This is a genomic window from Thermococcus aegaeus (genome assembly GCF_055393685.1).
In genome coordinates this window covers 68,161-91,709 of the sequence record NZ_AP042464.1, presented here as the reverse complement: position 1 = coordinate 91,709, position 23,549 = coordinate 68,161, and the positions used below count along the sequence as shown (strand labels likewise).

Here is a 23,549-nt window from a genome sequence, read left to right as displayed (position 1 = left end):
AAATGATGCAAGTCTGGACAAAATTATTCGCTAAAAGTCCGTTTAAGCCCTTAATAAAGCACGCTGAAGTTGTTTTAGAGACTGTGGAGACTCTTGAAAAGGCCCTTGAGGCATGGGAGAGAGGAGAATATGAGACAATGAGAGAATACGCTAGGAAAGTGGACGACCTCGAGGACTTCGCCGACAAAATCAAAGAGGAAATAAGGGATAGCCTAAGTTCAAAATTGTTTATGCCCGTTAACAGAGGAGATATCTTGAGATATCTTCAGATGCAGGATAAAATAGCGGATGCAGCTGAAAACACCGCAAAATGGCTTCTAGTTAGAGATCCAAACGATACTCCTGAAGACCTCAAAGACGAAGTGAGAAGCTTAATAATGAAGATGAGTCAGGAAAGCATTAAAGCGGCAAAACTTGTCTATGAAGCGATAGTCCAAATGGACAGGGTTATAGAAAGTGGATTCGGTGAGAGAGAAATCCAGAGGGAGTACGAAATAATCAAGGAAATAGAGAGCGTTGAGCACAAGATAGATGAACTAGATACCAAATTCATGGAGATAATTTTCAAGAACTCTGCCAGATTAGAATGGGGACTTGGAATGTACCTTCTCAACATTGCAAAAACACTAAGCAACATATCGGATAGGGCAAAAGACGCAGCAGAGAGAATAAGATTGATGATGAATAAATGAACTTCCCCATTTTCTGTTTTTTAAGTTTTTGTTCAGTTCTCAAGGAAAAGTAAGAAGAGAAAGACCTCAGATAGCTATCATGGTTGAGGTCATTTGTATTTCGGGCATCTTCCTTATTCTTTCTGTTATAAAGTGGTCAAGATCTTTGAGCGTATCGGTTTCAACCTTAACTATAAGGTCGTATTCTCCATAAACCACATACGCCTCTTTTACCTCTGGATAGGTAAGAAGTTTCTCCATAACTTCCCTTTCCTTTCCAGCGGCCGTCACCATCAAAATAAACGCCGTCACCATAGCTTACCACCAATAATATTTGGTTTTTTGAGTATTTAAGGTTATCGTCACCAATAAGGAAAAAATGACAAATTAGGGGGAGCTAATTATTCTAAAGATAAAGCCCTTAAAGCCTCTTTCGCCGACATGTATCTCTTTGGAATTCTAATTCTCACGGTCTTTTTTGGATCTACCAGCTGACTTATCTCAACATCCAAAATGAGACTTCCAAGCATATAAGCTTCCTCCCAGCTTAAACCTAAGGTCTTTTGGAGAACCTTAACCCCAAGATTCGTTGCTTCCTTTGCAGCTTCCCATAAGTCTTCACGAGAGACCAGAATATACAGTGAGTCTTCGGTTTCAAGCACTGGATATTGAGGGGCCATTCCTTTTACGAGGCTAACTCTTACCGTCACTTTTCCGGAGACTTCACAGGCAGAGACGCAAACTTCCCCATCTCCCATCACCGCATGTAGATCTCCAATAGCCAACAATCCTCCTTCGACGAAGACAGGCAGATAAAGAGTAGTGCCCTTTCTTATGAGCTTTGTGTCCATGTTCCCACCATGTTTGTCGGGCTCTCCACAAGGAATTTCTTCTGGAGATGCAACACCGATAACTCCTATCATTGGTTTTGCAGGTATTTTAAGATCTCCAAAATAAACATGGCCATCTTTGATTTTGCAGACCTTAGTTTTTGGCTCTTTGACCTCGTCCCCTAAAACTCCCGCTTTTGGTGCAATGACAACTACTCCCCTGTCTGCCACTTCTATATCCAAAATATCAACTTTCAATGCATCTCCGGGTTTAGCACCTTTTATGTAGAGCGGTCCCGTTGCAGGATTCACTTTTGAGAAGTCAATGCTTTCAAGAGTCTGCTCCTCCGAGGTTATCTGATTGGAGAGGGCATCCAAAGTTTCAAAAACAACTATTTCTCCATCTTCTGCTTCCGCAACTGGCCTGAGATTTGGTCCAAAGGCAAATATATGCTTGGACTTGTCTATGAAGAGCATGCACACCACCAGCTTTAAAATACCCCGACAGAGTTAATTAAACTATCGGGGAAGAAAAATGGAGCACCTTATAAGTCAGGAAGAACTCGAGAAGTTCAAAGAGTTTCTCAAGAAAAGAGGGATTAAGCTCGAAAAGTTCTACTCCAAAGGAACGACCAGCATAGTGTTTACTGGAAAGGCAGAGAAAAGGAAGGTCATTATAAAGCTTGAAAGACCCGATTCACCGAGAAAGAACTTTAAGAGAGAAGCGGAGATCTTGAGGTTTCTTGAAGGAGAAGGAATAACACCGCGCTTAATTGATTACGGGATTTTTGGGAAGAGGGAATTTCTCGTTAGAGAATTTGCTGAAGGTGAGCCGTTGCTATACTCAACTCCTCAAAAAAAGCACATACTTCAGATACTTGAAAAAACGCATCGGCTCGATATTCTAGGCATTGACCATGGACAAATACAGGGGGGAAAGCACATCATAATCAACGATACCGTCTGGATAATCGACTTTGAAAAAGCTGGCTTTAGAAAGCCAAAAAACGTAACTTCTGCTATGGCGATGATGTTTCTCAACGATAACGTTGTTGCAAAGAGGGTTCGAGAGAAATTTCACTTAGATCAACACTTCTTAAACTCTTTACGAGAAGCACTGAGAGAGTATAAGAAGACGAAAAACATTGAAAAGATCAAAGAGTTACTTTCTAGTCTTTAATTTGTCCCATCCCCATATTGAGAGGGGAATCAAAAACGCCGCGATGATGAGACCTATTCTTGGATCAATAAGATACTCAAAGAGAAGGATTATGAAAATCGTTATACCGATCATCACAAACAAATCTCGATCAAAAATTCTAGATCTTGCAAGAATGTTCATCTCTCTAGAGCTGTAAGCAAGATACAGTGGTATCCCCAAGGCAGCAATTGCCACACCAACATAGCTTTTTGTGATGATTGAAACAATGAGGCCGATTAGAAGTATCCCCAAGACAGCATATTCACTCCTCATGAAGTATAGGTCATCAAATAACTTTAAATAATTTAGGGGTTACTTATATTTAGGTGATAGCGTTATGAATAAGATCGAATGGAATGAAAACACATTTTCTAGGTTTGCTTATCTGAGCGACCCAAGGATATCAAGAGATGGAAAGAAAATTGCATATGTATTAACAAAGGCAAACTTAAAAGACAACAAGTATGAGAACACCATAGTTGTTGAAGAACTCGAAAAGGGCGGGAAAAGATTTATTGAAAACGCATCAATGCCCCGCTTTTCTCCGAGTGGAAAGAAAATAACCTTTGTAAGACCAAACGAAGAAAAGAAAACTGCAGAAGTGTGGCTTTATGATCTAAGCTCAATGAGTGGAAAGAAAGTTCTTGAGGCAAAGAATATCCTCGATGTAAGCTGGAATAAAGATGATAGGAGAATTTTGATAACTGGCTTCAAAAGAAGAGATGATGAGGATTTTGTCTTTGAAGACGATGTCCCTGTGTGGTTCGATGCTAGAGGCTTTTTTGACGGTGAAAAGACAACATTTTGGATAGTGGACACTGAGAGTGAAGAAGTTCTTGAAGAGTTTGAGGCAGAGAGGTTCTCTTCCGCAGTATGGCACGGAGATAAAGTAATCTACAACGTCCCCCACAGAATGGACGGGAAGCTTCAGTTCTTCAAGTTCTACGACATCTATATTTACAAGGATGGAGAGAGCGAAAAACTCTTTGAGGGGGTTTCATATGCTGCCGTTGACTCTAATGGAGCGTTAGTTTTACTCTATGGAAAGCCAAAGAAGGAGAAGAGAAGCGAACATGACTTCTTCTACCTCTGGGATGGAAAAGAAGTCAAACCTCTAACGGAGCGCTTTGTTTACAACAACGGACAGGGGAGACTCGATGAGGAAGGGAATCTCTACTTCACCATGGCCAGAGAAGGTAAAATAAGCCTTTACAAGCTCGAAGGAGGGGATTTAGCCCCAATAGTTGAGGACAACTCTTGGGTAATGGGATTTGATGTAAGTGCTGATGGAACGGTAGTCCTCCTCAAGGAGACTGACACAAGGCTTAGAGAGGTCTACCTGTGGGATGGGGAGTTAAAGCAGATAACAGATTACAACGGGCCGATATTTGCGAAGCTTAAGACAAGGCCAATAAAGCACTTCCGTTTCAAGAGCCTCGATTTAGAGCTTGACGGTTGGTATATTAAGCCTGACATCAAAGAAGGAGAAAAAGCTCCCGTTATAGTGTTCGTCCACGGCGGCCCTAAGGGGATGTACGGCTATTACTTTAAATACGAGATGCAGTTAATGGCTGATAAGGGCTATTACGTGGTCTTCGTTAACCCAAGAGGGAGCAACGGCTATGATGAGGACTTTGCTCTAAGGGTTCTTGAGAGGACAGGGTTAGAGGATTTCCAAGACATTCTCAATGGGGTGGAGGAGTTCTTTAAACTTGAGCCCCAAGCAGATAAGGATAGGGTTGGAATAACTGGCATAAGCTACGGTGGCTTCATGACAAACTGGGCTGTAACGCAGAGCGATCTCTTTAAAGCCGGGATAAGTGAGAACGGCATAAGCTATTGGCTCACAAGCTATGCTTTTTCTGATATAGGCTTATGGTTTGACAAGGAGGTTATAGGTGATAACCCCCTTGAAAACGAGAACTACAAAAAGTTGAGCCCATTATTCTACGCCGAAAACGTTAAAGCTCCGCTCTTACTGATTCACTCCCTTGAAGACTACAGATGCCCACTCGATCAGAGCGTGATGTTCTACCACGTGCTTAAGGATCTAGGTAAGGAGGCTTACATTGCAATCTTCAAACGCGGTGCCCACGGCCACAGTTTGAGAGGCTCTCCAAGACACAGAGCAAAGAGATACAAGCTCTTTATGGAGTTCTTTGAAAGAAAGCTAAAGAAGTACGAAGAGGGCTTTGATGTGGAGAAGATTCTGAAGGGATGTGGAGACAAAAAGAAAGAATGAGTTTTCTTTTCCTTATTTTTTGACAAGCATGTCCAGCCCTTGTTGAGTTAACGTTGATAAAACTTAAATCTTTTGAAGAGGTAACATTTTTAGACAATGATGAGGTTTTGACCATCTGATTCGTGATGAATACGGGAGTGGCCGAGCTTAAAGCTCTATTATCCTCGCTCTCCCATTCTTTTTGAGCCAATCCAGAAGCATTTGTGCTATTTCGAACTTTTTCTTTTTACTTTCCCACACCGGGCTGTGTTCCTCCAAATACGGCTTGCTCCATTTTCCGACGATTTCCCCAAAATCAAAACCAACGAGGGTTATCTCCTTTGCTCCAAGTTCTTCTGCTAAAAAAACAGCTCTGTCCCCATCGGTAAAGCCGCCAAAGTTATAAACAATATCCAGAGGCTCTGTTTGACAAGTCCCCAAGACATTCTTAAGTTGTGGTACATAGGCTTTAAGTTTGTCCATGTTGTCTCCATGAGCATGAACAACAACGTAAGCCCCAAGTGCGTTTGATCTCTTTATGTCTTCGAACCTCCCGTCCAAATCCGTGACAATGATATCTGGAGTAATACCATATTTCAGAAGAGCTGAAGTTGCACCATCGGAGGCTATTAACGTCCCGCTAAAGTTTCTATTCTCGAGAGCTTTCTCCAAGCTCGGTCCAGCTCCAAAAACGTGGACCTTTTCCTTAATTCTATCTTTAATGTCCTTAACCAAAATGTAGTTTTTGTTCTCTAACAAAAGTTTCCTCAATAGAAATGCAGCCTCTCTGTCTTTTTCCCTATCGTAGCCCATTTTACTGACGATTTGAGTGTAAAATGGTTCCCAATCTGTCCATTTCATATGCTTATCTATGGCATTCTACTTTATAGAAGTTTTGTCGTAAAAGAAAATTAAAGGGTGCAAAAAAGAATACTTTTAGAGTAATTTTTCGCCTGTATCTGTTTGAACATCAGACGACTTTTACAAAAAAGTAAAAATTTCTCCAATTTAGCGATTTTGCCATCTAAATGACTACAAAAATTTTAAATACATAGCTCCTCTTAAATACACTTTGGTGAATCTCTATGAAGAGTAAAGTACTATCTTTAGCATTGTTGGTTATTTTTGTTTTTAGTGTAGTGGCTAGTGGATGTATAGGAGGAGAAAAAACGACAACCCAAACGAGTGGAGCAGGATATGCAGAGCAGATAGTAATAGGAGTAACAGATAAAGTGACAGACTTAGATCCAGCAAATGCATACGATTTCTACACATGGGAAGTCCTTAACAACATAATGGAGGGGCTTGTTAAGTACAAACCTGGGACTCTAGAGATAGAACCCGCTCTTGCCGAAAGCTGGGAAGTAAATGAAGATTCTACCATTTGGACATTCCACCTTAGAAAAGACCTTAAATTTGCGGATGGAACACCTCTAAAAGCTCAAGACGTTGTAAGAAGCATAGAGAGAGTAATGACAATCCAAGGAGATCCCTCATGGCTTGTTACCGACTTTGTGAAAAAAGTTGAGGCAAAGGATGATTACACAGTTGTGTTTTACCTGAAACAGCCGACATCCTACTTCCTAGCACTTTTAACAACACCACCTTATTTCCCAGTTCATCCAAGCTATTCTCCAAATGAAATTCAGAGTGATCAGACTGCAGGTGGAGCTGGACCGTATAAAATAGTCAAGTGGGTTAGAGATGAAGAGCTTGTCCTCGAGGCCAATCCAAACTACTACGGAGAGCCTCCCAAGACCAAGAGAATAATAATCAAGTTCTATAGAGACGCTTCAACCATGAGGCTGGCACTACAAAACGGCGAAATAGACATTGCATGGAGAACTCTAAGGCCAACGGATATTGAGAGTTTGAAGAGTGAGGGCAAATACTCGGTTATTGAGGTACCTGGAGGATTTATACGATACGTATGTCTTAACACAAAGTCTGAGCCAACAAACAACGTGAAAGTAAGGCAAGCTCTGGCAGCAGCAATCGATAGACAGGAAATTTCAAATAAAGTCTTCAAAGGGACAGTTGAGCCACTATACAGTCTGATTCCAAATGGAATGTGGTCTCACATAGACGCATTCAAAGAGAAATACGGTGATGGCAACATTGATCTCGCTAAGAAGTTGCTCAAGGAGGTAGGTTATGACGAAAGTAATCCGCTAATGATACAGCTCTGGTACACTCCAACTCACTATGGTGACACCGAAGCAGACCTTGCTCAAGTGCTTAAGGAGCAGTGGGAGAGAACCGGGGTAATAAAAGTAGATATTAAGAGTGCCGAGTGGGGAACGTACGTAGATTATGCAAGAAAAGGACAGATGCAAGTATACCTCCTTGGATGGTACCCAGACTATTTGGATCCAGACGATTACACAACTCCATTCTTAAAGAGCACTGCAAACAGCTGGGCTGGAACAGGATATGCAAATCCAACCGTTGATGAGTTGTTGACAAAAGCCCAATCGCTCACAGACCAAAATGAAAGGACTAAGCTCTACGAACAGGTACAAAAGATACTTGCCGAGGAAGTTCCCTACATACCTTTGATACAAGGAAAGCTCTTTGTTGTGACCAGTCCAAATGTCAAGGGCGTAACAATAGGGCCAGACATGATATTCAAATACTCCACCATTTATAAGGAGAAGAGCTGACTTTCTTCTCTTCCCTTTTTTTTTGAATTTGAATTTTTGGATTGCAATAAATCAAGGTGGTGGTCAAATGACTCGTGGGATCGGTCAATACATAGTGATAAGGGGCCTCATGATAATCCCAACAATTTTGATCCTGTATACAATTGTTTTTATATTCCTTAGAATTTTACCTGGAAATCCTGTTTTAGCTGTTGTTGGAACCAAGAATATTTCTCCTGAACAGCTCCAGCATTTGATGGAAATGGCCGGGCTTGATAAACCCTTGTATGTTCAATACTTTGATTATCTCTGGAAGATGCTTCATGGGGATTTTGGAGTAACTTTAGCATTCCCTATGGGAAAGCCTGTTGTTGAATATCTAAAATTGAGATTCCCGGCCACGCTGGAATTGACTATTTTTGGATTCACTGTAAGCGTTCTCCTTGGACTTTTGACTGGAACTATAGCAGCGACAAAGAAAGGTACAAAAATTGACACTACAATGAGGCTCTACAGTATAATAGCTTATACTCTCTTCATCCCGTGGTTCGGAATGATGCTTCAGTACGTTTTTGGTATACACTTTCATGTACTTCCAACTTCTGGGAGAATAGATCCCGGGATAGAGTTGCAAAGAATAACCGGCCTTTATGTATTGGACAGCATATTAACTGGAAACTGGGAAGCATTTACTAGTGCAATAAGGCACCTTATACTTCCAGCAACAACATTAGGCATAGTACTTAGTGGGGCATACACAAGGCTTGTTAGAAACAACATGGTTGATGTCCTTAGCCAAGATTTTATCCGATCCTATTATGCTAGGGGAGTTAGGGATTGGAAGGTTACTTGGTACGCTTTGAAAAATGCGTTTATTCCAGTTGTGACCTTAATGGGACTTCAATTTGCAATTTTACTTGGCGGTGCAGTTTTGACTGAAACAACCTTTAACTGGCCAGGAATGGGGACTTTCATAGTAGATAGGATTGATTACAGAGATTACAACGCTATCCAAGGTGCAGTAGTATTCTTTGCGTTCTTTGTGGGACTTATCAGCTTGATAGTAGATATTGTATACGCACTCTTGGATCCAAGGGTTAAATACTGAGGTGATTTAAATGGAACTAATAACCAAAATTACAGGATTCATCTTTGATAAAAAGCCTGGGAGAGGACTCTTATTGTTTGGACTTATAATAGTGCTGATAGTTATCCTAATGGCGATTTTTGCACCGTTTATAGCTCCATATGATCCTACAAAGACAACGGAGGATAGCTTCGCGCCACCAAGCAAGGAGCACCCAATGGGAACAAACAGATTAGGGCAAGATGTCTTCTCAAGAATAGTCTGGGGGTCAAGAGTAGTTCTTTATGTTGTGTTTATAGCCACTATGCTTTCTATGAGTATAGGTGTTCCTCTGGGCCTCATCTCTGGATACCACGGAGGAAAGATAGACAGAGTACTGAGCGTAATCATGGATAGCATCTATGCATTTCCGGCACTTATACTTGCAATAGTTATTGCCGTAGTCCTAGGTCCAAGTCCTGTAAACACTGCTGTTGCAATATCATTTGTATATGTCCCAACGTATTTCAGAATGGTTAGGGGACAAACACTAAGCTTAAAGGGGCAACTGTTTGTCGAGGCTGCTAAGGCTTTGGGAGCAAAGAACAGGGAAATAATGTTTAAGTATATCCTCCCTAACTTGGCACCTACTGTATTAGTCGTCTTCACTTTAAGCGTTGCAGATGCTATTCTAACAGAGGCAGGATTAAGTTTCTTAGGATTATCTGTGACACCTCCGACTCCAGATTGGGGATATGATTTAAGAGTAGGACAACCGTTCCTCTTGGACGGCTACTGGTGGCTTGTGTTCTTCCCGGGAATCATGATAATGCTCTTGGCAATGGCATTTGCATTAATTGGAGAAGCCTTAAGTGAAAGAATTTCTCTTGGGACGAGGTGATCAAAATGTTGCTAGAGGTAAAAAACTTAAGCATTTATTATTACACCCTTGCCGGCACTGTAAGAGCAGTTGAAAATGTCTCTTTCACAATAGACAAAAAAGAATGGGTAAGCTTTGTTGGGGAAAGTGGAAGTGGAAAATCTACAGTAGCTTACGCCCTCTTGAACCTCGTCCCCTCTCCTGGTAAAATTGTTAATGGGGAAATTATCTTTGAAGGAAAAAACTTGCTTGGATTGACGAAAGATGAGCTGAGAGAAATAAGAGGAAAAGAAATTAGTATGGTGTTCCAAGATCCTATGACGAGTTTAGACCCTCTGAGAAAAATCGGCGACCAAATAGTGGAGGTTATGACAGAACATGGCATGGAAAAAGATGAAGCATATAATAAAGCCAAGGAACTGCTTAAGAAGGTAAACCTTCCGGAAGATAGAATGGGGTATTATCCCCATCAGCTCAGCGGAGGTCAAAGACAGAGAATTGCCATAGCTATTGCCATGGCTTTCAATCCAAAGCTCCTTATAGCAGATGAACCTACAACTGCTCTGGATGTTATAGTGCAGGATGCAATTATGGATCTTATTGAAAATCTCAAGAAAGAGGGGACAAGCATATTTTTTGTGACACACGATATATCCCTTGCGGCAGAGAGAAGCGATAAAATAGCTGTGATGTATGCAGGAAAACTAGTGGAGTTTGGGAAAGTGGAACAAATTCTTGAAAATCCCCTTCATCCCTACACCCAATCACTGCTTGCAAGTGTTCCTGATTTATGGAGTGAAAGAGAGATAAAAGCAATACCTGGCTATCCCCCCGATCTCAGAAATCCTCCAAGTGGATGTAGATTTCATCCAAGATGTCCGGTGTTTAGGGAAAAAGTTGACTTAAAGGGGGTTTGTGACTCTATGGAACCTGAAACTATTGAAATTGAAAAGGGACACTTCGTAAGTTGTCACTTGTACAGGTGATAAAAATGGAGAGCATACTCAAAGTTGAAAACCTCAAAAAATATTTCCCAGTCAAAAGGACTATTCTGGAGACCCTTAGAAAAGAGCCTCAAAAATACGTCAAGGCCGTTGATGGAATAAGTTTTGAGGTAAGAAAAGGTGAAACCCTTGCGTTAATTGGAGAAAGTGGGTGTGGGAAGACTACTACGGGCAGGGTTATTCTAAGACTTATTGAACCCACTGATGGAAAGATAATCTTTGATGGAGTGGACATTACCCACCTCGACTACGAGGCCTTGAGACCTTACAGGAGAAGAATGCAAATGGTTTTTCAGGACCCGTATGCAAGCCTGAGTCCGAGAATGAAAATTGGAGATGCAATTGCCCATCCCCTTTTGGTTCACAACCTCGCAACAAAAGAAGAAGCGAAAGAAATGGCTCTAAAAATGCTTCGCAGAGTGGGCTTAACCCCCGAAGAAGAGTTTTACGAAAGATATCCTCACCATTTGAGTGGTGGACAAAGGCAAAGGGTCGTCATAGCCAGAGCCATGATACTGAAACCAGAGTTTGTAGTGGCAGACGAAGCAGTCTCCATGATTGATGTCTCAATGAGAGCATCCATCCTAGAACTTCTTGAGAGCTTTAAGCAAGAATATCACTTAAGCATGCTTTTTATAACCCATGATATAGCTGTTGCAAAGCTCATAGCTGATAGAATAGCTGTTATGTATCTAGGGAAAATTGTAGAAGTGGGGCCAACAGAAGAAGTTCTCAAAAATCCAGCCCATCCATATACAATGGCACTAATTCAAGCTGTTCCTTCAATCGTTAGGAGGGAAAAGAAAAAGAAGATAGAAATAACAGGTGAAGTCCCTAATGCGGTTAATCCTCCAAGTGGGTGTAGATTTCACCCAAGGTGTCCACTTATGACAGAAGAGTGCAGAACAAAAGAGCCAGAACTTATAGAAATAAGCAGAGAACACTTTGTTGCCTGTTATCACCCTCTCATTTGACCTACTTTTTTTCCGTTAAGTTTCTCAGCTTTCTATCGATTTTTACCATCTCTTTCCATTGCCTTCCGGGCCAATAGATTTGACCACATTGGGTGCAGATGTAGAATTCATTATAATCCTCATAAACGCCCTCCGGCACTTTTCCCTTGATCTCTTCTTTTTTGGCCCTCCTTATTAACCCATTGCACTTTGGGCATCGCGCATTTTCTGGAAATAGCTCGTTAAACTCAAACCCCAATTCCATAAGCTGTTTTACCTGCTCTTCAAACTTATTGGATTTTATAAGAATGGAATTTTCAAACCTTTTTGCAAGATCTTCATCCCTCGTTAAAATTACTCTACCCTCCTCCTTGGCCACCTTCAGAATTTCCTCGTCATCTTCTATCCCATAGAGCGTGTCGTAACCGTATAACCTAAGCCATCTCGCCAGTCTTCCGAGCATCATGTCGGCAATAAACTTTGTGTTTTTCCCTTTCATCAACGCTACTTTAGAGTGAAACAATAAATTTCTTTTGGAAGAAACCTTATAACCTCTTCAGCACTTCTAAATCTGGTGACTCAAATGATAGTGTACTTCATCGGCACTGGAGGCAGCGAAGGAATTCCGGCACACCTCTGCACATGCCAAACATGCGAAGAAGCCCGTAAATTGGGCTTTGCCCAAAGAAAACCATCAACTCTGGCTATAATCACCAAAAACAAAAAAGCTGTTCTTATAGACGTCGGGACAGATATTAGAGATCTGCTCCATGTTCCTCTCGAAGCAATACTCTTAACTCACTGGCACCATGATCACATTTATGGCTTATACAAGCTCCGGTGGATAGCCAAGAGAACAACACTTTATGCCCCAAAAGGAGATGCGGACTGGCTCATGGTTAACGATCCCAAGAATATCGATGTAAAGTTTATCAAAGCCGGCGATGTCTTGAAAATTGATTCTCTTAGAATAACTGGCCTAAAACTCAACCACCAAGTGGAGACCCTCGGCTACCTAATAGAGGAGGACAACAAAAGTGTAGCTGTCCTTTATGATACCAAGGGACTTCCTAAAGAGACACTTGAATTATTAGAGAAGAAAAACCTTCGCTTAGCTATTGTGGATGCCACCTATTCACCGGGCATAGATGATCCTTATCACAACAACGTTGATGAAGGGGCTCAAATTGGTCTTAAACTGGCAGAAAGAACACTTTTAAGCCACATATCTCACAAGAACCTCCCGTTTCTAATGCTGGATGAGTATGTAAGAAATAAATACGGCGGAAGAGTCCTTGTTGCCTACGATGGGATGCTCTTTTATGTGTGAGGTGAGACGATGATACTTGAGCTTGCTAAAAGAAGGAAAACTGTAAGGAAATTCAGAAAAGAGAGGCCTCCTATAGAAAAGCTCCTAAGAGCTCTGGAAGCAGCAAAAGAGGCTCCCTCTGGGATGAATGCCCAGCCATGGTACTTCATCATTGTTGAGAGCAGTGAAATGAAGAAGAGGATTCGAGAGATCTGTGAGGGAGGAGAGAGAAAGTTCTACGAAAAGATGAGAGGAAAACTTGGAGACTGGCTACAAGAGAAAGGCTTTACATGGAAAAAGCCCTTTTTGAGTGAGGCTCCTTACCTTGTTCTCGTGTTTGCTGATGTTAGAGCGCCTTTTGCAGTTCAATCTACCTGGCTTGCTGTTGGATATCTTTTGCTTGCTCTTGAGGAAGAAGAACTCGGCACTGTAACTTATACTCCTCCCAACCCCAAGGAGATTGAAGAGTTCGTAAATTGTCCTAAACACTACAAACTCCAGACGATACTCCCAATAGGTTATCCCACCGACGAAAAGCCGAAATATGAAAGAAAGTCTCTCGAAGAGATTGTCAGCTTTGAAAAATTTGAAGAAAAGGATTAGCTTACCTGCTCTACTCCAAGGTCTTCGAGCTTTAGGTATGCATATATGTAGAATTCCTCACTGGTCTTTGGATCTTTATACCCATAAGTTCCTTCACCCTCTACCACGAGGGGCAGGTAAGGAGAGATCTTTCCTTTCCCACTTAATGAAACTCCTTCTGCTCCAGCATAGCTCCATTGTGCCTCTACAATCTTGAATGAAAGACCACCAAGGGTAATGATTCCATCGGGTTTTGTTTCCCAAGTCCATGTGTGCAGTCCATCGCTCCAGGTTCCGCTTTGGGGAACGAGTAAGTTGTAGTCCTCCCATGCATACCAGATTCCAAAGTGAATTGTCGCAAACCACCCCATGTAAAGGTAACTCAAATCATTGTCAACCTCAGACAGAATGTCGTTGTCACCCTCAAAGTAGGGGAACAAACCGCTCTGGAAGGGTGTTGGGTTATAGAATGCGAATGTTTTTCCATTGTATTCAATTTTCATTCCTACAAACTGGGCATCCCCTCCATAGGGAGATATGGCGGCAAACCATGCGATATCCCATGGATAAATAGCGGCAGTGCTCTGGCTGCTCTTGTACCATATTGTTATCGTTAGCTTTTTCTCCAGGCTTTCAGCCTTTATTGGGGTAACCACAGTCTGGTAAGCCCAAACCTCAAATTCACCTAAATCTTTTTTGTTCATTTGCATATCTTGTCCATACACATGAATAGTTTCCTTTCCAATCTTCTTTTCAATTTCATATTCATACGTAGGGGCTGTTTGATTTGGTTTAACCTTGTAGTAGTATTTGTAATAGGTTATGACGTACTTTTTTCCATTAAGCTCAAAGGGAGCATACTCCCATGGTCTCCAATAAGCCTCCTCTGTGGGAGTTTGAGTAGTTGTGGTTTGTGTAGGAGCCTCAGTTGTGGTGGTTGTAGTGTAAGTTGTGGTAGTTTGGGTTTGGGAAGAAGTCGTTGTAGTTTGAGTCGGAGAAGAAGTTGTAGTTTGGGTGGAGGTTTCGCTTTGCGTGGTGGTTTGTGTTTGTGTTGGGGTAGAAGTTTCTTGGGTTTTTGTTCCTCCTCCAATACAGCCAGCTGTAAAAACTAGACCAACCAAAAAGAAAGCCAACAAGACGTTGAATTTCCTCATCTTTCTTTACCTCCATTAAGGGCCCGAGTGAGCCGATTTTGGAGACTTACATTACTATTTTGGACGTTCATCCTTAAATATTTTTCCTTTGTTCAAAATAAAACGAAAATTTGGCGAAAATAGTTCTAAGATTGAACCTCAAATTTTGACATTGGTATAATATACTCAGCCTTTTAGATGCTCCTCAAGCTCTTTCAGCACTTCCATTTGTTCTTGAGTCTCCACGGCGGAAGGTTTAAGAGAGCGCACCTTTGCAAGGGCTTCTCTTAAAGAGAGCCCATAAGCATACATTAAATAAGCCACTGCAACAGTTCCACTCCTCCCACTTCCACCGAGGCAATGGATTAAAACTTTTTTTCCTTGTTTAACCCTTTCATGAATCCATCTAACTATCTCAAGGAGCTTTTCTAGCGTAGGTGCTGTAAAGTCCTCTATTGGTGTGTAAAGAACTTCAACACCTTCTCTGATAAGTTCTCCTAAGTCATAATACAGCTCGTATTCATAAGTAAGAACAACCACTGCGTCAAATTTTTCAGCAAGCTCTGGAATGTCTTCCGGATAAGGCATAGGTGAAAAAGCCACTTTATCGTCAATGAACTTTGGATATACCATTTTAACCCCGCTCTAAAATTCGCTGGATAGTATTATAAACTCTTACGCTGATCTCTAGTTAGGGTGAGGGAAATGAAAAAAGAAGAGCTCAGGCTCTTTCTGCCAGTTTTGATTTTTATAGGAATCTTTTGGTTCTTTAGGCCATGGTTCCATGGAATTATCATGGGCTTTTACAGAAATCCAACGATAATATACCTCTTTATCATGTTAGCGGGCATTTCGATATATGGCTCCAAGAAAAAGTTTGTTGGAGAGCCCACAAGAAGGAACGCCTCATTAGGAGGTATCTTTGCTGTAGTGATTTTTTTATTGATTGTTGTTTCAGTGTTCACCGGAGCTCTTTCAAACACTGCCCTTTACAAAGAATACCACCCCACACAAGTTTCAAACGAGCTCGAACTTTCGAGCAGCAAAATAAGGATTCTCCCCAAGTTAACCGCTTATCGTTATGCTGTAGACACCATAGAATACGCTAGATACACCTTGGGTTGGGCACATCTAACTATCAGAGACAGCACCCCAGTTTGGGGCTTTTTCATAGTTCCAGACGGAGCATGGAACGCAATACGGCTTAAGGACAAGGGAATTCTTTTCGTTGATATGAACACCACACAGGCCAAGATGGAAAGAGTGGAGAATGAACTTCAAGTAGGGCCAGGAATGCAAATATTTGACAACCTTGAGTGGAATCTCTACAAAAAGCACTATCTAATAGACCTTGACATCCCTAGGGCACTTTACTATAAAGGCAAAATCTACATTGTGGTCCCCTACATTTCATACAGCTTCCGTGTTTTTTACACAGTGCCTACATGGGGTGGGGTTTTAATAGTGGATGAAGAAGGTAACATTGAGGATTTAACCCCAGAAGAGGCCATTAAAGATGAACGCTTCAGAGATTTCCCAATTTTCCCAGAACTTTTGACAAGAAAAATCGTCAATGCACAAAACTACTGGAAAGAAAATGTATTTTCCAATATAAAAAACCTATGGCTCCACCACGAGAACCAAATAGAGCTTATAGATGTAAGCGGTCAAGGGAACAGGCAACCCTTCTTAGTGATTGCCAATGATGGAAAGGAATACTGGATGATTGCTGTGGAACCATATGGTAGGGCCCATGGATTAGCAGCTATATACCTAATTAATGCTCAAACTGGAGAAATGAGCCAAGTAAAGTTTGAAACTCCTCTTACCGGCCCTGTAAAGGCCATAGATTACGTGAAAAAAGCCCTTCCAACTTTTGACTGGAGCCAGTTTATGGCCGTAGAGCCGATCCCAATTTTCCTAAATGGAGAACTCTGGTGGAGAGTTGCAATAATTCCAGGAACTGGCTCTGGTGTGGCAAAAATAGCCTTTGTAAATGCAGAGACCAAAGAAGTGAAAATCTTTGAAAATGAAGACGAAGTTAGAGCATTTCTCCTGTATGGTCAAGTGGGGGCCAAAGTCGAGGAAATCAGTGGGATTATTGGAGGAATTTACTCATACATTAAGAACGGAAACACTCATTGGGTACTGATAATTGGAAACGAAACCCTCTATTTAAGTGCTGATCAGCTGAATGATGAACTTATCCTCAAAGTTCTCAACTTAAAAGAAGGGGATAACGTAACTGTAAAAATGAGCGAAGGACGGGTCGTAGAGATTGAGAAAAGTTAGAGATGAGAAACATGAGAAAGATCCTCTTCGTCTTTCCCCTCTTTTTGATTGTCATGCTTTCCCCATGCATAACTCAACCTTCAGCACAACACACTTCTTCGGCAAATCAAATTTCGGAGGTTGTTTCTTTTTTAAATGAAGCCAAAGAGAACCTCAATAAATGCAACACTACCTTAAAATCACCTTTAAGCCCTCAGAGTGACCCGGCATACTTTGACATGAAAATTCTAAATGAAACAATGCTTAGAATAAATGAAGAATTGTATGAATATGTAGTTTTAGGCGTGCCAGATATCAGCTTCTCAGGTAAAACATCATTTAAAGGATATGAAATAACGTGGAGCACCCCAAAGAATCTTACAACTACAGGAGGGCAGAGAATTGATTTTAGAATTCACAGAGGAGGCTCAGTCATTGGTTCATTTGTCTACTGGTACATACCATTTCAGCTTGATTCCTACTGTGTCTCAATTTACACCAAAACCATAGAAGTTTCCGATGGAGAGATTATATTCGTTTTCATTCACACAGAGGAGAAAGATCTGTGGATGATCCTACGCAAAGAATAAATACTGATGTCACCATAATAACTTTTAGGGAACCCGAGATGAAAGAGACCACCAAAGCTTTCCTCTTTCTTATTCTCGCAACTCCATTATGGACGCTAACAGCTTTCGGGATGGAAAAATTTGAAGGCTTTTATGGGAAAATTTCTCCTGAACTTCTTTTCTTTATTTTTCCAACCTTAATTGTAGCTTTTATAACAACACTTTTTCTATGGAGCTCAAGGATCCCTCTCCCAGAGTTTGTTATAATGGCAAGTATAGCTCCTCTTATAGTAACAATGGCAATTTCTATGGTGAGTATGCTTGAGGATCTCCGTCAAAATTCTTATCACAGTGATGACCCAGGATTTTTCATTTTCTTCCTCTTTTATCTCTTTCCTGTGGTTTCTTTCCTCCTAGGAACAATCATACACTATGGGATAACCAACTTAAGGAGGAAATCACGATGAAACGCCAAACTTTTGTTCTAATTTTGACTTTTCTAGGGCTTTTACTTCTCTTAATTCCTATACAACTAACCATAATGATTTTGCTGGATATAAGTGATGTTTCTAAGCTCTTTCCCCGTAGCATTTCCTCTTCGTTAGTACTTGGAATTGGTGTGGCCTCCTCTGCGCTTATTGTAGGATTTTTGACCGGAATTATTGCATCAAAGCTCTACAAAGATAACAAGATGGCCAGAATAGCATTCTTAGGAACCTTCGTTATTGCTCTCCTACTCTCCCTGTATACCACTCGCCTCTTCATTATTGGGCCTTCTCCACAGAAAGTTATCCACTACACTCTCTCTGCGAACGAAGTGTATGTAAATCCATATTTCGGAGAGATTTCTCTCCCCTTTAAAGAAAAAGAGTGGACAAAAGAATACCATCTAAGGCCCAGTGGATACTTAAAAAGGGAAGAAGGGATAGTAAATGGGACTAGTGGCTTTGTGTTCCAGAATATAACCAGCGTCCACATGGGGATTTTTGTCTATCCCAATCCAAACAAAAGCTCTAAGTGTGAAAACGCCCATAAAGAACTGGAGAAAAGGCTCGAAAGTGAGGGATGGCAGAGTATAGAAGTCCCTCTCGAAGCTATAGAAAAGAGGAGTTTTATTGGAAGGCTTATTACAGCCTCAATGCTTCAACATGACAACAAAGCTGTCTATCTAGAATGCTCAAGTGTATTGAACTATGGAAGGTTAATAGTTCTCTATGGGGAAAAAGAAGAAGTTATTGAACTCGCTTCAATCTTGAGTTAATTCTATTCCCTCATGAACAAAGCCGCTCCCATGCCGAAGTATGAGGGGCATGCATAAGCAGTAAGTTTAAGCTTCATAGGAACTCTCTTGAGCACACCATAAAGGACGAGCAACTGCCAGTAGCTGTCAGGTAAAGCTTTGTTTATTAAGCTCTCTGGGATCTCAAGGAGCTTTTCGAGTCTGTTCTCTTCAATTATCCTCATGATGAGCTCGTCGTATTCTTTAGCCTCTGGTGCATAGCCATACGGGCCGTTGCCATGTGCATGTGCATGATCTGCACTCGCTATGAAAGCTACTCTCTTTTCATAATTCTCGAGAACTTCGCCAATAACTTCCCCAAACTTAACAAGCGTCTCCCTTGGAACTTTTCTTGCGGGAGTCAAAAGCACTAGTGGTCTCTTTTTCAAGAAATGAAGTGGAATAAGCTCTCCCCAAGTTAGAGGAAAGCGGGAGTATTCTCCGCTCAGTGATGCAAAGTTTATATCGACCACTGGAAGCCCACTGGCTTTTGCATTCAGGTATATCTCTTTAGCGAGCTCTCTTTCGGTTTTGTATTCTCCTGGAAGCTGGATTCCATCAAAACCTAGCCATGAAATTAGATTTTCGGCCATTATAACTCCAAGAGCTTCGCTCATGCGGACGTTGTGAGGGCTTATGAGAACGTAAACCTCAGCTTTTGAGAGTTCTTTGCCAATCTCTCTAAGAGTCTCTGCAAGGTTTTTCGTTTCTTCATCCTCAGGCTTGAGAACAGGATTTCCATGGGGCATCATAGCACTACCAATTAACATCTTCTCACCTCTTAATTGAAACACTTTTCAAGGGAATCAAGAGCGCATTCATTAACCCTCGGAGCTTCAATCTGGCTTAAGACCTTCAATCCCGCCCCAGTAAGGATGCTAACAATCTTTGCACCTTCTTCAAGCATTTCATTTTCCCTGAGCTTTCTTATTGCAGCGATCCCTGTTGCAGAAGCTGGCTGGACGAAGAGCCCCTCTTCACCAAGAGCCCTTTGAGCTTTCAGAATCTCTTCATCGCTAACACTAACACACAATCCCTTAAGCTCTCTCAAAAGCTTCAATACTGCATTCCCACTTGGCGGATAGGGATTTTCTATGGCGTGAGCTATCGTATGCGGACTTTCAAACCGCTCTATTTTATCTTTTCCATCGTTAAACGCTTTGCATATTGGGGAACAGCCTTCAGCCTGAACTGCCACGAAATGAGGAAGGTTCTCGATTAAACCACTCTCCTTAAGCTCCAGAAAACCTTTCACAATTCCCCTGAAAAACCCTCCTGAAGATGTAGGTACAACAACGTAGTCCGGAGTTATTTCTTCAGCTATCTCGAAGCTTATGCTCTTGTACCCCTCAACTCGGAAGGGGTCATCCGAGTTTATGAAGTATATTCCCTTTCTCTGACCTATCTCGAGACTTTTATAATAGAGCTCTCCATAATCCCCATGAACCTTGATAATCTTTACTCCATAGGGAGCTAAGGCTTTAATTTTCTCCTCTGCTATTGTTGATGACACGAGAATGTAAGTTTTAAGTCCTGCATGAGCACCATAAGCGGCTACACTCGCAGCCATGTTGCCCGTTGAAACGGTGCCAATCTTTTCAAATCCCAGTTGAAGGGCCCTGTGTATGCCAAGGTAAGTCCCCCTATCCTTAAAACTCCATGTGGGGTTAAGGGTCTCGTTTTTAAGGTAAAGTTTAATCCCAAGTTCTCTTGAGAGCTTCTTTGCTTTGGTTAGTGGCGTATCCCCTTCACCAAGACTAAGTTCACTCCTGAGTTCAAAAGGAAAGAATCCGGAGAATCTCTCCCAAACTCTTCTCCCTATTCCGGGAACGCTTTTGAATAGTTCAAGCTCTAAAGGCTCCCCGCATTCACACCTTTGATATGGCTTTCTTAGGGAGTATTCCTTCCCACAGGCAGTACACTTTAACATGAGATTCCCTCCATTTGTGGATCTCTACTCTACAATTTGGATAGTTTTTGTGGAACTTCACTCCACAAATGCAGCCTTTCCCAACACTTCTCTTATTATCTTCGCAGCTGCAAAAGCAGTTATTCCCTTGTAATCATACCTTGGATTGAGCTCCACAATGTCAAAGGCAACTATCTCCAAGTTCAAGCTTTTTATCACCTCAACAAGCTCCCTAGTGCTCAGACCACCGGGTTCCGGATTTCCAACCCCTGGAGCAAAAGCCGGATCGAGAACGTCCATGTCAAATGAAAGATAGGCCTGTTCAAAGGGAATTTCCACCTTTGTGGAATGATACACTTCGGATGCCGAAATGATTTTTATCCCATGTTCATTTGCGAATTCTACTTGCTCCTTAGTTGGCGCCCTGATGCCAATTTGGACGACATTCTCCCCTTTTACAAGGCCCTCCTCTACTAATCGCCTCACAGTGCAGGCGTGGGAGTATTTATTGCCATCATACTCCGGATACATGTCCGGATGGGCATCAAAGTAAACCAGTCCAAAATCTTCCCCTGAAGCTTCTTTAATGGCTTTGAATGTGGCATATGTGATGGAATGATCTCCACCTAAAAAGAGAAAAAGCTCCCTGTTGTAATGCTCTTTAACAATTTTATCAACATTTTGAATGAGCTCCTCAAAACTCTTTGCTGATAAATCGCCCAAATCCTTATAGCGCCAATACTCGACAAGGTTTACAATGCTTTCATTGAAGCTGTTGTAGAGCTCTTCAGATGTGGCTTCTCTTACTGCCTTTGGCCCTTCATCACAGCCTTTTCTAAAGGATGAAGAACCATCCCATGGGATTCCTAAGATGTAGAGATTAGGTTTCTCCGACTGTGGAATACCAAAGAGCATTTTACCACACCTTTGTTCCTACTGGGACTTCATCTGGAACTGGGAGGAGGTAAACTTTGCCGTCCTCGCTCTCGGCAACTATTAGCATTCCCTGACTTTCAATTCCTGAGAGCTTTTTAGGCTTTAGGTTTAGAACAAAGACAAATTTCTTCCCCTTGAGGTCCTCTGGGGCGTATTGGTCTGCAAGACCTGTTATTATTGTCCTCTGCTCACTCCCAAAGTCCACTTCAAGTTTTATGAGCTTTTTAGTTCTCTTAATCCTCTCAGCCTCTTTCACTAATCCAACCCTAAGGTCAAACTTCCAGAACTCATTGACATCATAGAGCTCCATTGGATTTCACCAAATAATGATACCAAGGAAGAAGTATTTTAGGCTTTTGGAGTTGTGTTCGGATTAAACTTCATAACAACGAAGATACTGAGAAGTATCAACAGAGAGGCAAGAAGAAAATTCACGAAAAATCCACCTGACTTCACTATAAAGCCGCTTAAAGCACTTCCAATAATAGCACCCAAAGAACTTATTAGATTATAAAAGCCCATCATTGCTCCTTTTTCTTTCTCCTTTGCAAGTTTGGAGATTATCGAAGTCGTTGATATGCTTATGTATGCCCAAGAATAGCCTGCCAGTGTATAGGATATGAAGGCACAGATTTTGAAGAATATTCCCGTTTGAAATAAGCCGAGCAGAATCAGAGAAAATCCAAAGCTCCTTATACTTAATCCCCTAATAAGAGAAGCTTTTCCACCCCTTCTCTCAGTATGTGTTCCCGCCCTCATATACATATATGCGGCTATTGATGAGTTCAAAACACTCGCAAGGTATATTTCAGAAGTACTAACATTATGAACTTTTAACAGAACTGGGAATTGTGAAAAATATAACATCGCTCCAATCCAGAACAGGATTGTAGCCAGATAAAGCTCCTTAAACTCTAAAAATTTGAGGAAGGCACGCTTATTGTACTCGGGCAGGTGAATCATAATATTTGGCAGATATCTAAATTTTTCAACAACATAGTTTGCATAAACTCCAAGATTCTTTCTCTCAATCCTAAATGGTGCCTCTTGAATCCACTTAACTCCCAAAACGATTGAGGGGATATTAACAAGGGCAAAAATCACGAGAAGCTGTCTGATAGTCAAAAAATAAGCTAGAAAAAATCCCAGAATAAGTCCAACAACCCATGCCCAGCCGCCTATCTCGTTAAACTTCGCAATCCCATAGTCGAGTTGTTTTTTCTTTAGAACTCTTACAATAAGTATGACTGGAATTGGGATTGTGGCTGCAACAAAGAAGGAGTATAAAAAATTAAGAATCATTAACTGGGTAATGTTCCTTGAAAATGCCATTAAAAAGGAGAATAAAGACGTCCCAATAAAACCTAATATCAAAAAGGGTTTTCTCTTGAGCATCCTATCTGAGAGCTTTCCCCAGAATATGCCTCCTATCATCGAAGCAATGCTTCCTATAGCATTGATTAAACCTACTTCCCGGGGAGATCCGCCAACCTCTAATGTTAAGAGGGGTATCAGAGTAGAAGTGCCTCCATTTGAGATCTTAAACGGGATGAATGCATAAAACCATTTAGTCTTGGACTTTTTTGAGTGGGCAAACAAGACGGAATCTTCTACACTTCTTAGAAATGCACTTTCTCTCTTCCGAGAAGCCTTCATAACGTACCCCCGGAATTAATAAGAAGAAAAGAGGAAAATTCACCAGTCTTCATCTTCGTCCCAGTCTTCCTCCTCCCACTCCTCTTCATCCCAATCTTCTTCGAAGTCTTCATCAAATTCCTCATCAAACTCTTCTTCCTCTTCTACCAGTGGCTCCTCCTCATAGGCCTCTACCTTTTTCTTTTTCTTAGGGGGTTGCATATCTGGCACCTCCAACCCCATCAGGGGCGGTTATATGGAGAAAACAAGGATTTATAAACTTTTCGTTGTGACTTCTTGGCTCTCGTTCGAGATCTAAAAATATTAGGGTCATATAACAATGTTAAGTGGATATAAAAGCCATACCTAGGAGAAAGGTTTATATACCCATACCCAACTTTAGAATGTCCAATATCCATAATACAGGGTTTGAATAATTGTAGGACATAATAAATCTG

The 23,549-nt window shown here is 41.4% G+C and carries 27 protein-coding genes; 14 read left to right on the top strand and 13 right to left on the bottom strand.

The genetic code is table 11. The annotated features are described in order from the left end of the window. The first annotated feature begins 5 nt into the window (after positions 1-5). Positions 6-692, top strand: coding sequence for a TIGR00153 family protein (locus tag ACZ5NL_RS00510; protein WP_464842372.1), 687 nt, complete (start codon positions 6-8; stop codon positions 690-692). A 66-nt stretch (positions 693-758) separates the two neighbouring features. Here ACZ5NL_RS00510 and ACZ5NL_RS00505 read toward each other — a convergent pair whose 3' ends face one another. Together ACZ5NL_RS00505 and ACZ5NL_RS00500 are read right to left on the bottom strand one after the other, a co-directional pair. Then, complete coding sequence (locus tag ACZ5NL_RS00505) at positions 759-986, bottom strand: Lrp/AsnC family transcriptional regulator (RefSeq protein ID WP_004066764.1); 228 nt, start codon at positions 984-986, stop codon at positions 759-761. A gap of 86 nt (positions 987-1,072) precedes the next feature. After that, positions 1,073-1,978, bottom strand: coding sequence for an acetamidase/formamidase family protein (locus ACZ5NL_RS00500; RefSeq protein ID WP_464842371.1), 906 nt, complete (start codon positions 1,976-1,978; stop codon positions 1,073-1,075). Positions 1,979-2,036: 58 nt separating this feature from the next. Between ACZ5NL_RS00500 and ACZ5NL_RS00495 the strand changes: the two genes are divergently transcribed. Then, positions 2,037-2,681 (top strand): serine/threonine protein kinase, encoded by a 645-nt coding sequence (locus ACZ5NL_RS00495; RefSeq protein WP_464842370.1) that lies wholly within the window; start codon positions 2,037-2,039, stop codon positions 2,679-2,681. Here ACZ5NL_RS00495 and ACZ5NL_RS00490 read toward each other — a convergent pair. Further along, complete coding sequence (locus tag ACZ5NL_RS00490) at positions 2,664-2,975, bottom strand: hypothetical protein (RefSeq protein ID WP_464842369.1); 312 nt, start codon at positions 2,973-2,975, stop codon at positions 2,664-2,666. The two genes, ACZ5NL_RS00495 and ACZ5NL_RS00490, sit on opposite strands and share 18 nt — an antisense overlap. 64 nt (positions 2,976-3,039) lie before the next feature. On the opposite strand from ACZ5NL_RS00490, the gene ACZ5NL_RS00485 reads away from it, so the two are divergent. Next, positions 3,040-4,944, top strand: coding sequence for a S9 family peptidase (locus tag ACZ5NL_RS00485; protein WP_464842368.1), 1,905 nt, complete (start codon positions 3,040-3,042; stop codon positions 4,942-4,944). 147 nt (positions 4,945-5,091) lie between these two features. On the opposite strand, the gene ACZ5NL_RS00480 is transcribed toward ACZ5NL_RS00485, so the two are convergent. Beyond that, the gene (locus tag ACZ5NL_RS00480; protein ID WP_464842367.1) at positions 5,092-5,784 is read right to left on the bottom strand and encodes a 6-hydroxymethylpterin diphosphokinase MptE-like protein; all 693 of its coding nucleotides are present in this window, start codon (positions 5,782-5,784) and stop codon (positions 5,092-5,094) included. Between the two features lie 224 nt (positions 5,785-6,008). On the opposite strand from ACZ5NL_RS00480, the gene ACZ5NL_RS00475 reads away from it, so the two are divergent. The 5 genes from ACZ5NL_RS00475 (at position 6,009) to ACZ5NL_RS00455 (ending at position 11,489) form a co-directional block, all read left to right on the top strand. Further along, positions 6,009-7,586 (top strand): ABC transporter substrate-binding protein, encoded by a 1,578-nt coding sequence (locus ACZ5NL_RS00475; protein WP_464842366.1) that lies wholly within the window; start codon positions 6,009-6,011, stop codon positions 7,584-7,586. A gap of 67 nt (positions 7,587-7,653) precedes the next feature. Next, positions 7,654-8,673, top strand: coding sequence for an ABC transporter permease (locus ACZ5NL_RS00470; RefSeq protein WP_464842365.1), 1,020 nt, complete (start codon positions 7,654-7,656; stop codon positions 8,671-8,673). 10 nt (positions 8,674-8,683) lie between these two features. Further along, positions 8,684-9,532, top strand: a complete 849-nt coding sequence (locus tag ACZ5NL_RS00465) for an ABC transporter permease (RefSeq protein ID WP_464842364.1) — start codon at positions 8,684-8,686, stop codon at positions 9,530-9,532. Positions 9,533-9,537: 5 nt separating this feature from the next. Further along, positions 9,538-10,497, top strand: coding sequence for an ABC transporter ATP-binding protein (locus ACZ5NL_RS00460; protein WP_464842363.1), 960 nt, complete (start codon positions 9,538-9,540; stop codon positions 10,495-10,497). A 5-nt stretch (positions 10,498-10,502) separates the two neighbouring features. Then, the gene (locus ACZ5NL_RS00455; protein WP_464842361.1) at positions 10,503-11,489 is read left to right on the top strand and encodes an ABC transporter ATP-binding protein; all 987 of its coding nucleotides are present in this window, start codon (positions 10,503-10,505) and stop codon (positions 11,487-11,489) included. Between the two features lies 1 nt (position 11,490). Here the strand turns inward: ACZ5NL_RS00455 and ACZ5NL_RS00450 are convergent, their stop codons facing one another. After that, positions 11,491-11,967, bottom strand: coding sequence for a DUF5615 family PIN-like protein (locus tag ACZ5NL_RS00450; protein ID WP_464842359.1), 477 nt, complete (start codon positions 11,965-11,967; stop codon positions 11,491-11,493). An 84-nt stretch (positions 11,968-12,051) separates the two neighbouring features. Between ACZ5NL_RS00450 and ACZ5NL_RS00445 the strand changes: the two genes are divergently transcribed. Together ACZ5NL_RS00445 and ACZ5NL_RS00440 are read left to right on the top strand one after the other, a co-directional pair. Further along, positions 12,052-12,798, top strand: a complete 747-nt coding sequence (locus ACZ5NL_RS00445; RefSeq protein ID WP_464843496.1) for an MBL fold metallo-hydrolase — start codon at positions 12,052-12,054, stop codon at positions 12,796-12,798. A gap of 9 nt (positions 12,799-12,807) precedes the next feature. Next, complete coding sequence (locus ACZ5NL_RS00440; protein WP_464842358.1) at positions 12,808-13,380, top strand: nitroreductase family protein; 573 nt, start codon at positions 12,808-12,810, stop codon at positions 13,378-13,380. Here the strand turns inward: ACZ5NL_RS00440 and ACZ5NL_RS00435 are convergent. Continuing rightward, positions 13,377-14,513 carry a hypothetical protein gene (locus tag ACZ5NL_RS00435; protein WP_464842356.1) on the bottom strand — a complete coding sequence of 379 codons (1,137 nt, stop codon included), beginning with the start codon at positions 14,511-14,513 and terminating at the stop codon, positions 13,377-13,379. The two genes, ACZ5NL_RS00440 and ACZ5NL_RS00435, sit on opposite strands and share 4 nt — an antisense overlap. A gap of 165 nt (positions 14,514-14,678) precedes the next feature. Then, positions 14,679-15,125, bottom strand: a complete 447-nt coding sequence (locus tag ACZ5NL_RS00430; protein WP_464842355.1) for a protein-tyrosine phosphatase family protein — start codon at positions 15,123-15,125, stop codon at positions 14,679-14,681. Between the two features lie 72 nt (positions 15,126-15,197). Between ACZ5NL_RS00430 and ACZ5NL_RS00425 the strand changes: the two genes are divergently transcribed. From ACZ5NL_RS00425 to ACZ5NL_RS00410, 4 genes are read left to right on the top strand one after another with little or no spacing between them, the layout of a single operon-like run. Next, positions 15,198-16,784: a hypothetical protein gene (locus ACZ5NL_RS00425; RefSeq protein ID WP_464842353.1), complete on the top strand. Its 1,587-nt coding sequence runs from the start codon at positions 15,198-15,200 to the stop codon at positions 16,782-16,784. A gap of 11 nt (positions 16,785-16,795) precedes the next feature. Beyond that, positions 16,796-17,353 (top strand): hypothetical protein, encoded by a 558-nt coding sequence (locus ACZ5NL_RS00420; RefSeq protein ID WP_464842352.1) that lies wholly within the window; start codon positions 16,796-16,798, stop codon positions 17,351-17,353. 38 nt (positions 17,354-17,391) lie between these two features. Then, a complete protein-coding gene (locus ACZ5NL_RS00415) occupies positions 17,392-17,799 on the top strand; it encodes a hypothetical protein (protein ID WP_464842351.1) in 408 nt (135 codons plus the stop codon). Continuing rightward, positions 17,796-18,593: a hypothetical protein gene (locus ACZ5NL_RS00410; protein ID WP_464842350.1), complete on the top strand. Its 798-nt coding sequence runs from the start codon at positions 17,796-17,798 to the stop codon at positions 18,591-18,593. Before ACZ5NL_RS00415 ends, ACZ5NL_RS00410 begins: the two co-directional genes overlap by 4 nt. Before the next feature lie 2 nt (positions 18,594-18,595). Here the strand turns inward: ACZ5NL_RS00410 and ACZ5NL_RS00405 are convergent, their stop codons facing one another. From ACZ5NL_RS00405 to ACZ5NL_RS00380, 6 genes are read right to left on the bottom strand one after another with little or no spacing between them, the layout of a single operon-like run. After that, positions 18,596-19,381: a DODA-type extradiol aromatic ring-opening family dioxygenase gene (locus ACZ5NL_RS00405; RefSeq protein WP_464842348.1), complete on the bottom strand. Its 786-nt coding sequence runs from the start codon at positions 19,379-19,381 to the stop codon at positions 18,596-18,598. Positions 19,382-19,392: 11 nt separating this feature from the next. Further along, positions 19,393-20,541, bottom strand: a complete 1,149-nt coding sequence (gene thrC, locus ACZ5NL_RS00400) for a threonine synthase (RefSeq protein ID WP_464842347.1) — start codon at positions 20,539-20,541, stop codon at positions 19,393-19,395. 57 nt (positions 20,542-20,598) lie between these two features. Beyond that, positions 20,599-21,435: an agmatinase gene (gene speB, locus ACZ5NL_RS00395; RefSeq protein WP_464842345.1), complete on the bottom strand. Its 837-nt coding sequence runs from the start codon at positions 21,433-21,435 to the stop codon at positions 20,599-20,601. Position 21,436: 1 nt separating this feature from the next. Then, positions 21,437-21,766 carry a methionine--tRNA ligase subunit beta gene (metG, locus tag ACZ5NL_RS00390; RefSeq protein WP_464842343.1) on the bottom strand — a complete coding sequence of 110 codons (330 nt, stop codon included), beginning with the start codon at positions 21,764-21,766 and terminating at the stop codon, positions 21,437-21,439. 38 nt (positions 21,767-21,804) lie between these two features. Continuing rightward, a complete protein-coding gene (locus ACZ5NL_RS00385) occupies positions 21,805-23,112 on the bottom strand; it encodes an MFS transporter (RefSeq protein ID WP_464842342.1) in 1,308 nt (435 codons plus the stop codon). Between the two features lie 39 nt (positions 23,113-23,151). Continuing rightward, on the bottom strand, positions 23,152-23,313 hold the full coding sequence (locus tag ACZ5NL_RS00380) for a hypothetical protein (RefSeq protein WP_464842341.1): 162 nt from the start codon (positions 23,311-23,313) through the stop codon (positions 23,152-23,154). Positions 23,314-23,549: the final 236 nt, after the last annotated feature.

Coding starts and splice junctions, on each gene's coding strand:
- ACZ5NL_RS00510 (WP_464842372.1), top strand. CDS start 6: ATGCAAGTCTGGACAAAATTATTCGCTAAAAGTCCGTTTAAGCCCTTA.
- ACZ5NL_RS00505 (WP_004066764.1), bottom strand. CDS start 986: ATGGTGACGGCGTTTATTTTGATGGTGACGGCCGCTGGAAAGGAAAGG.
- ACZ5NL_RS00500 (WP_464842371.1), bottom strand. CDS start 1,978: ATGCTCTTCATAGACAAGTCCAAGCATATATTTGCCTTTGGACCAAAT.
- ACZ5NL_RS00495 (WP_464842370.1), top strand. CDS start 2,037: ATGGAGCACCTTATAAGTCAGGAAGAACTCGAGAAGTTCAAAGAGTTT.
- ACZ5NL_RS00490 (WP_464842369.1), bottom strand. CDS start 2,975: ATGAGGAGTGAATATGCTGTCTTGGGGATACTTCTAATCGGCCTCATT.
- ACZ5NL_RS00485 (WP_464842368.1), top strand. CDS start 3,040: ATGAATAAGATCGAATGGAATGAAAACACATTTTCTAGGTTTGCTTAT.
- ACZ5NL_RS00480 (WP_464842367.1), bottom strand. CDS start 5,784: ATGAAATGGACAGATTGGGAACCATTTTACACTCAAATCGTCAGTAAA.
- ACZ5NL_RS00475 (WP_464842366.1), top strand. CDS start 6,009: ATGAAGAGTAAAGTACTATCTTTAGCATTGTTGGTTATTTTTGTTTTT.
- ACZ5NL_RS00470 (WP_464842365.1), top strand. CDS start 7,654: ATGACTCGTGGGATCGGTCAATACATAGTGATAAGGGGCCTCATGATA.
- ACZ5NL_RS00465 (WP_464842364.1), top strand. CDS start 8,684: ATGGAACTAATAACCAAAATTACAGGATTCATCTTTGATAAAAAGCCT.
- ACZ5NL_RS00460 (WP_464842363.1), top strand. CDS start 9,538: ATGTTGCTAGAGGTAAAAAACTTAAGCATTTATTATTACACCCTTGCC.
- ACZ5NL_RS00455 (WP_464842361.1), top strand. CDS start 10,503: ATGGAGAGCATACTCAAAGTTGAAAACCTCAAAAAATATTTCCCAGTC.
- ACZ5NL_RS00450 (WP_464842359.1), bottom strand. CDS start 11,967: ATGAAAGGGAAAAACACAAAGTTTATTGCCGACATGATGCTCGGAAGA.
- ACZ5NL_RS00445 (WP_464843496.1), top strand. CDS start 12,052: ATGATAGTGTACTTCATCGGCACTGGAGGCAGCGAAGGAATTCCGGCA.
- ACZ5NL_RS00440 (WP_464842358.1), top strand. CDS start 12,808: ATGATACTTGAGCTTGCTAAAAGAAGGAAAACTGTAAGGAAATTCAGA.
- ACZ5NL_RS00435 (WP_464842356.1), bottom strand. CDS start 14,513: ATGAGGAAATTCAACGTCTTGTTGGCTTTCTTTTTGGTTGGTCTAGTT.
- ACZ5NL_RS00430 (WP_464842355.1), bottom strand. CDS start 15,125: ATGGTATATCCAAAGTTCATTGACGATAAAGTGGCTTTTTCACCTATG.
- ACZ5NL_RS00425 (WP_464842353.1), top strand. CDS start 15,198: ATGAAAAAAGAAGAGCTCAGGCTCTTTCTGCCAGTTTTGATTTTTATA.
- ACZ5NL_RS00420 (WP_464842352.1), top strand. CDS start 16,796: ATGAGAAAGATCCTCTTCGTCTTTCCCCTCTTTTTGATTGTCATGCTT.
- ACZ5NL_RS00415 (WP_464842351.1), top strand. CDS start 17,392: ATGAAAGAGACCACCAAAGCTTTCCTCTTTCTTATTCTCGCAACTCCA.
- ACZ5NL_RS00410 (WP_464842350.1), top strand. CDS start 17,796: ATGAAACGCCAAACTTTTGTTCTAATTTTGACTTTTCTAGGGCTTTTA.
- ACZ5NL_RS00405 (WP_464842348.1), bottom strand. CDS start 19,381: ATGTTAATTGGTAGTGCTATGATGCCCCATGGAAATCCTGTTCTCAAG.
- thrC (WP_464842347.1), bottom strand. CDS start 20,541: ATGTTAAAGTGTACTGCCTGTGGGAAGGAATACTCCCTAAGAAAGCCA.
- speB (WP_464842345.1), bottom strand. CDS start 21,435: ATGCTCTTTGGTATTCCACAGTCGGAGAAACCTAATCTCTACATCTTA.
- metG (WP_464842343.1), bottom strand. CDS start 21,766: ATGGAGCTCTATGATGTCAATGAGTTCTGGAAGTTTGACCTTAGGGTT.
- ACZ5NL_RS00385 (WP_464842342.1), bottom strand. CDS start 23,112: ATGAAGGCTTCTCGGAAGAGAGAAAGTGCATTTCTAAGAAGTGTAGAA.
- ACZ5NL_RS00380 (WP_464842341.1), bottom strand. CDS start 23,313: ATGCAACCCCCTAAGAAAAAGAAAAAGGTAGAGGCCTATGAGGAGGAG.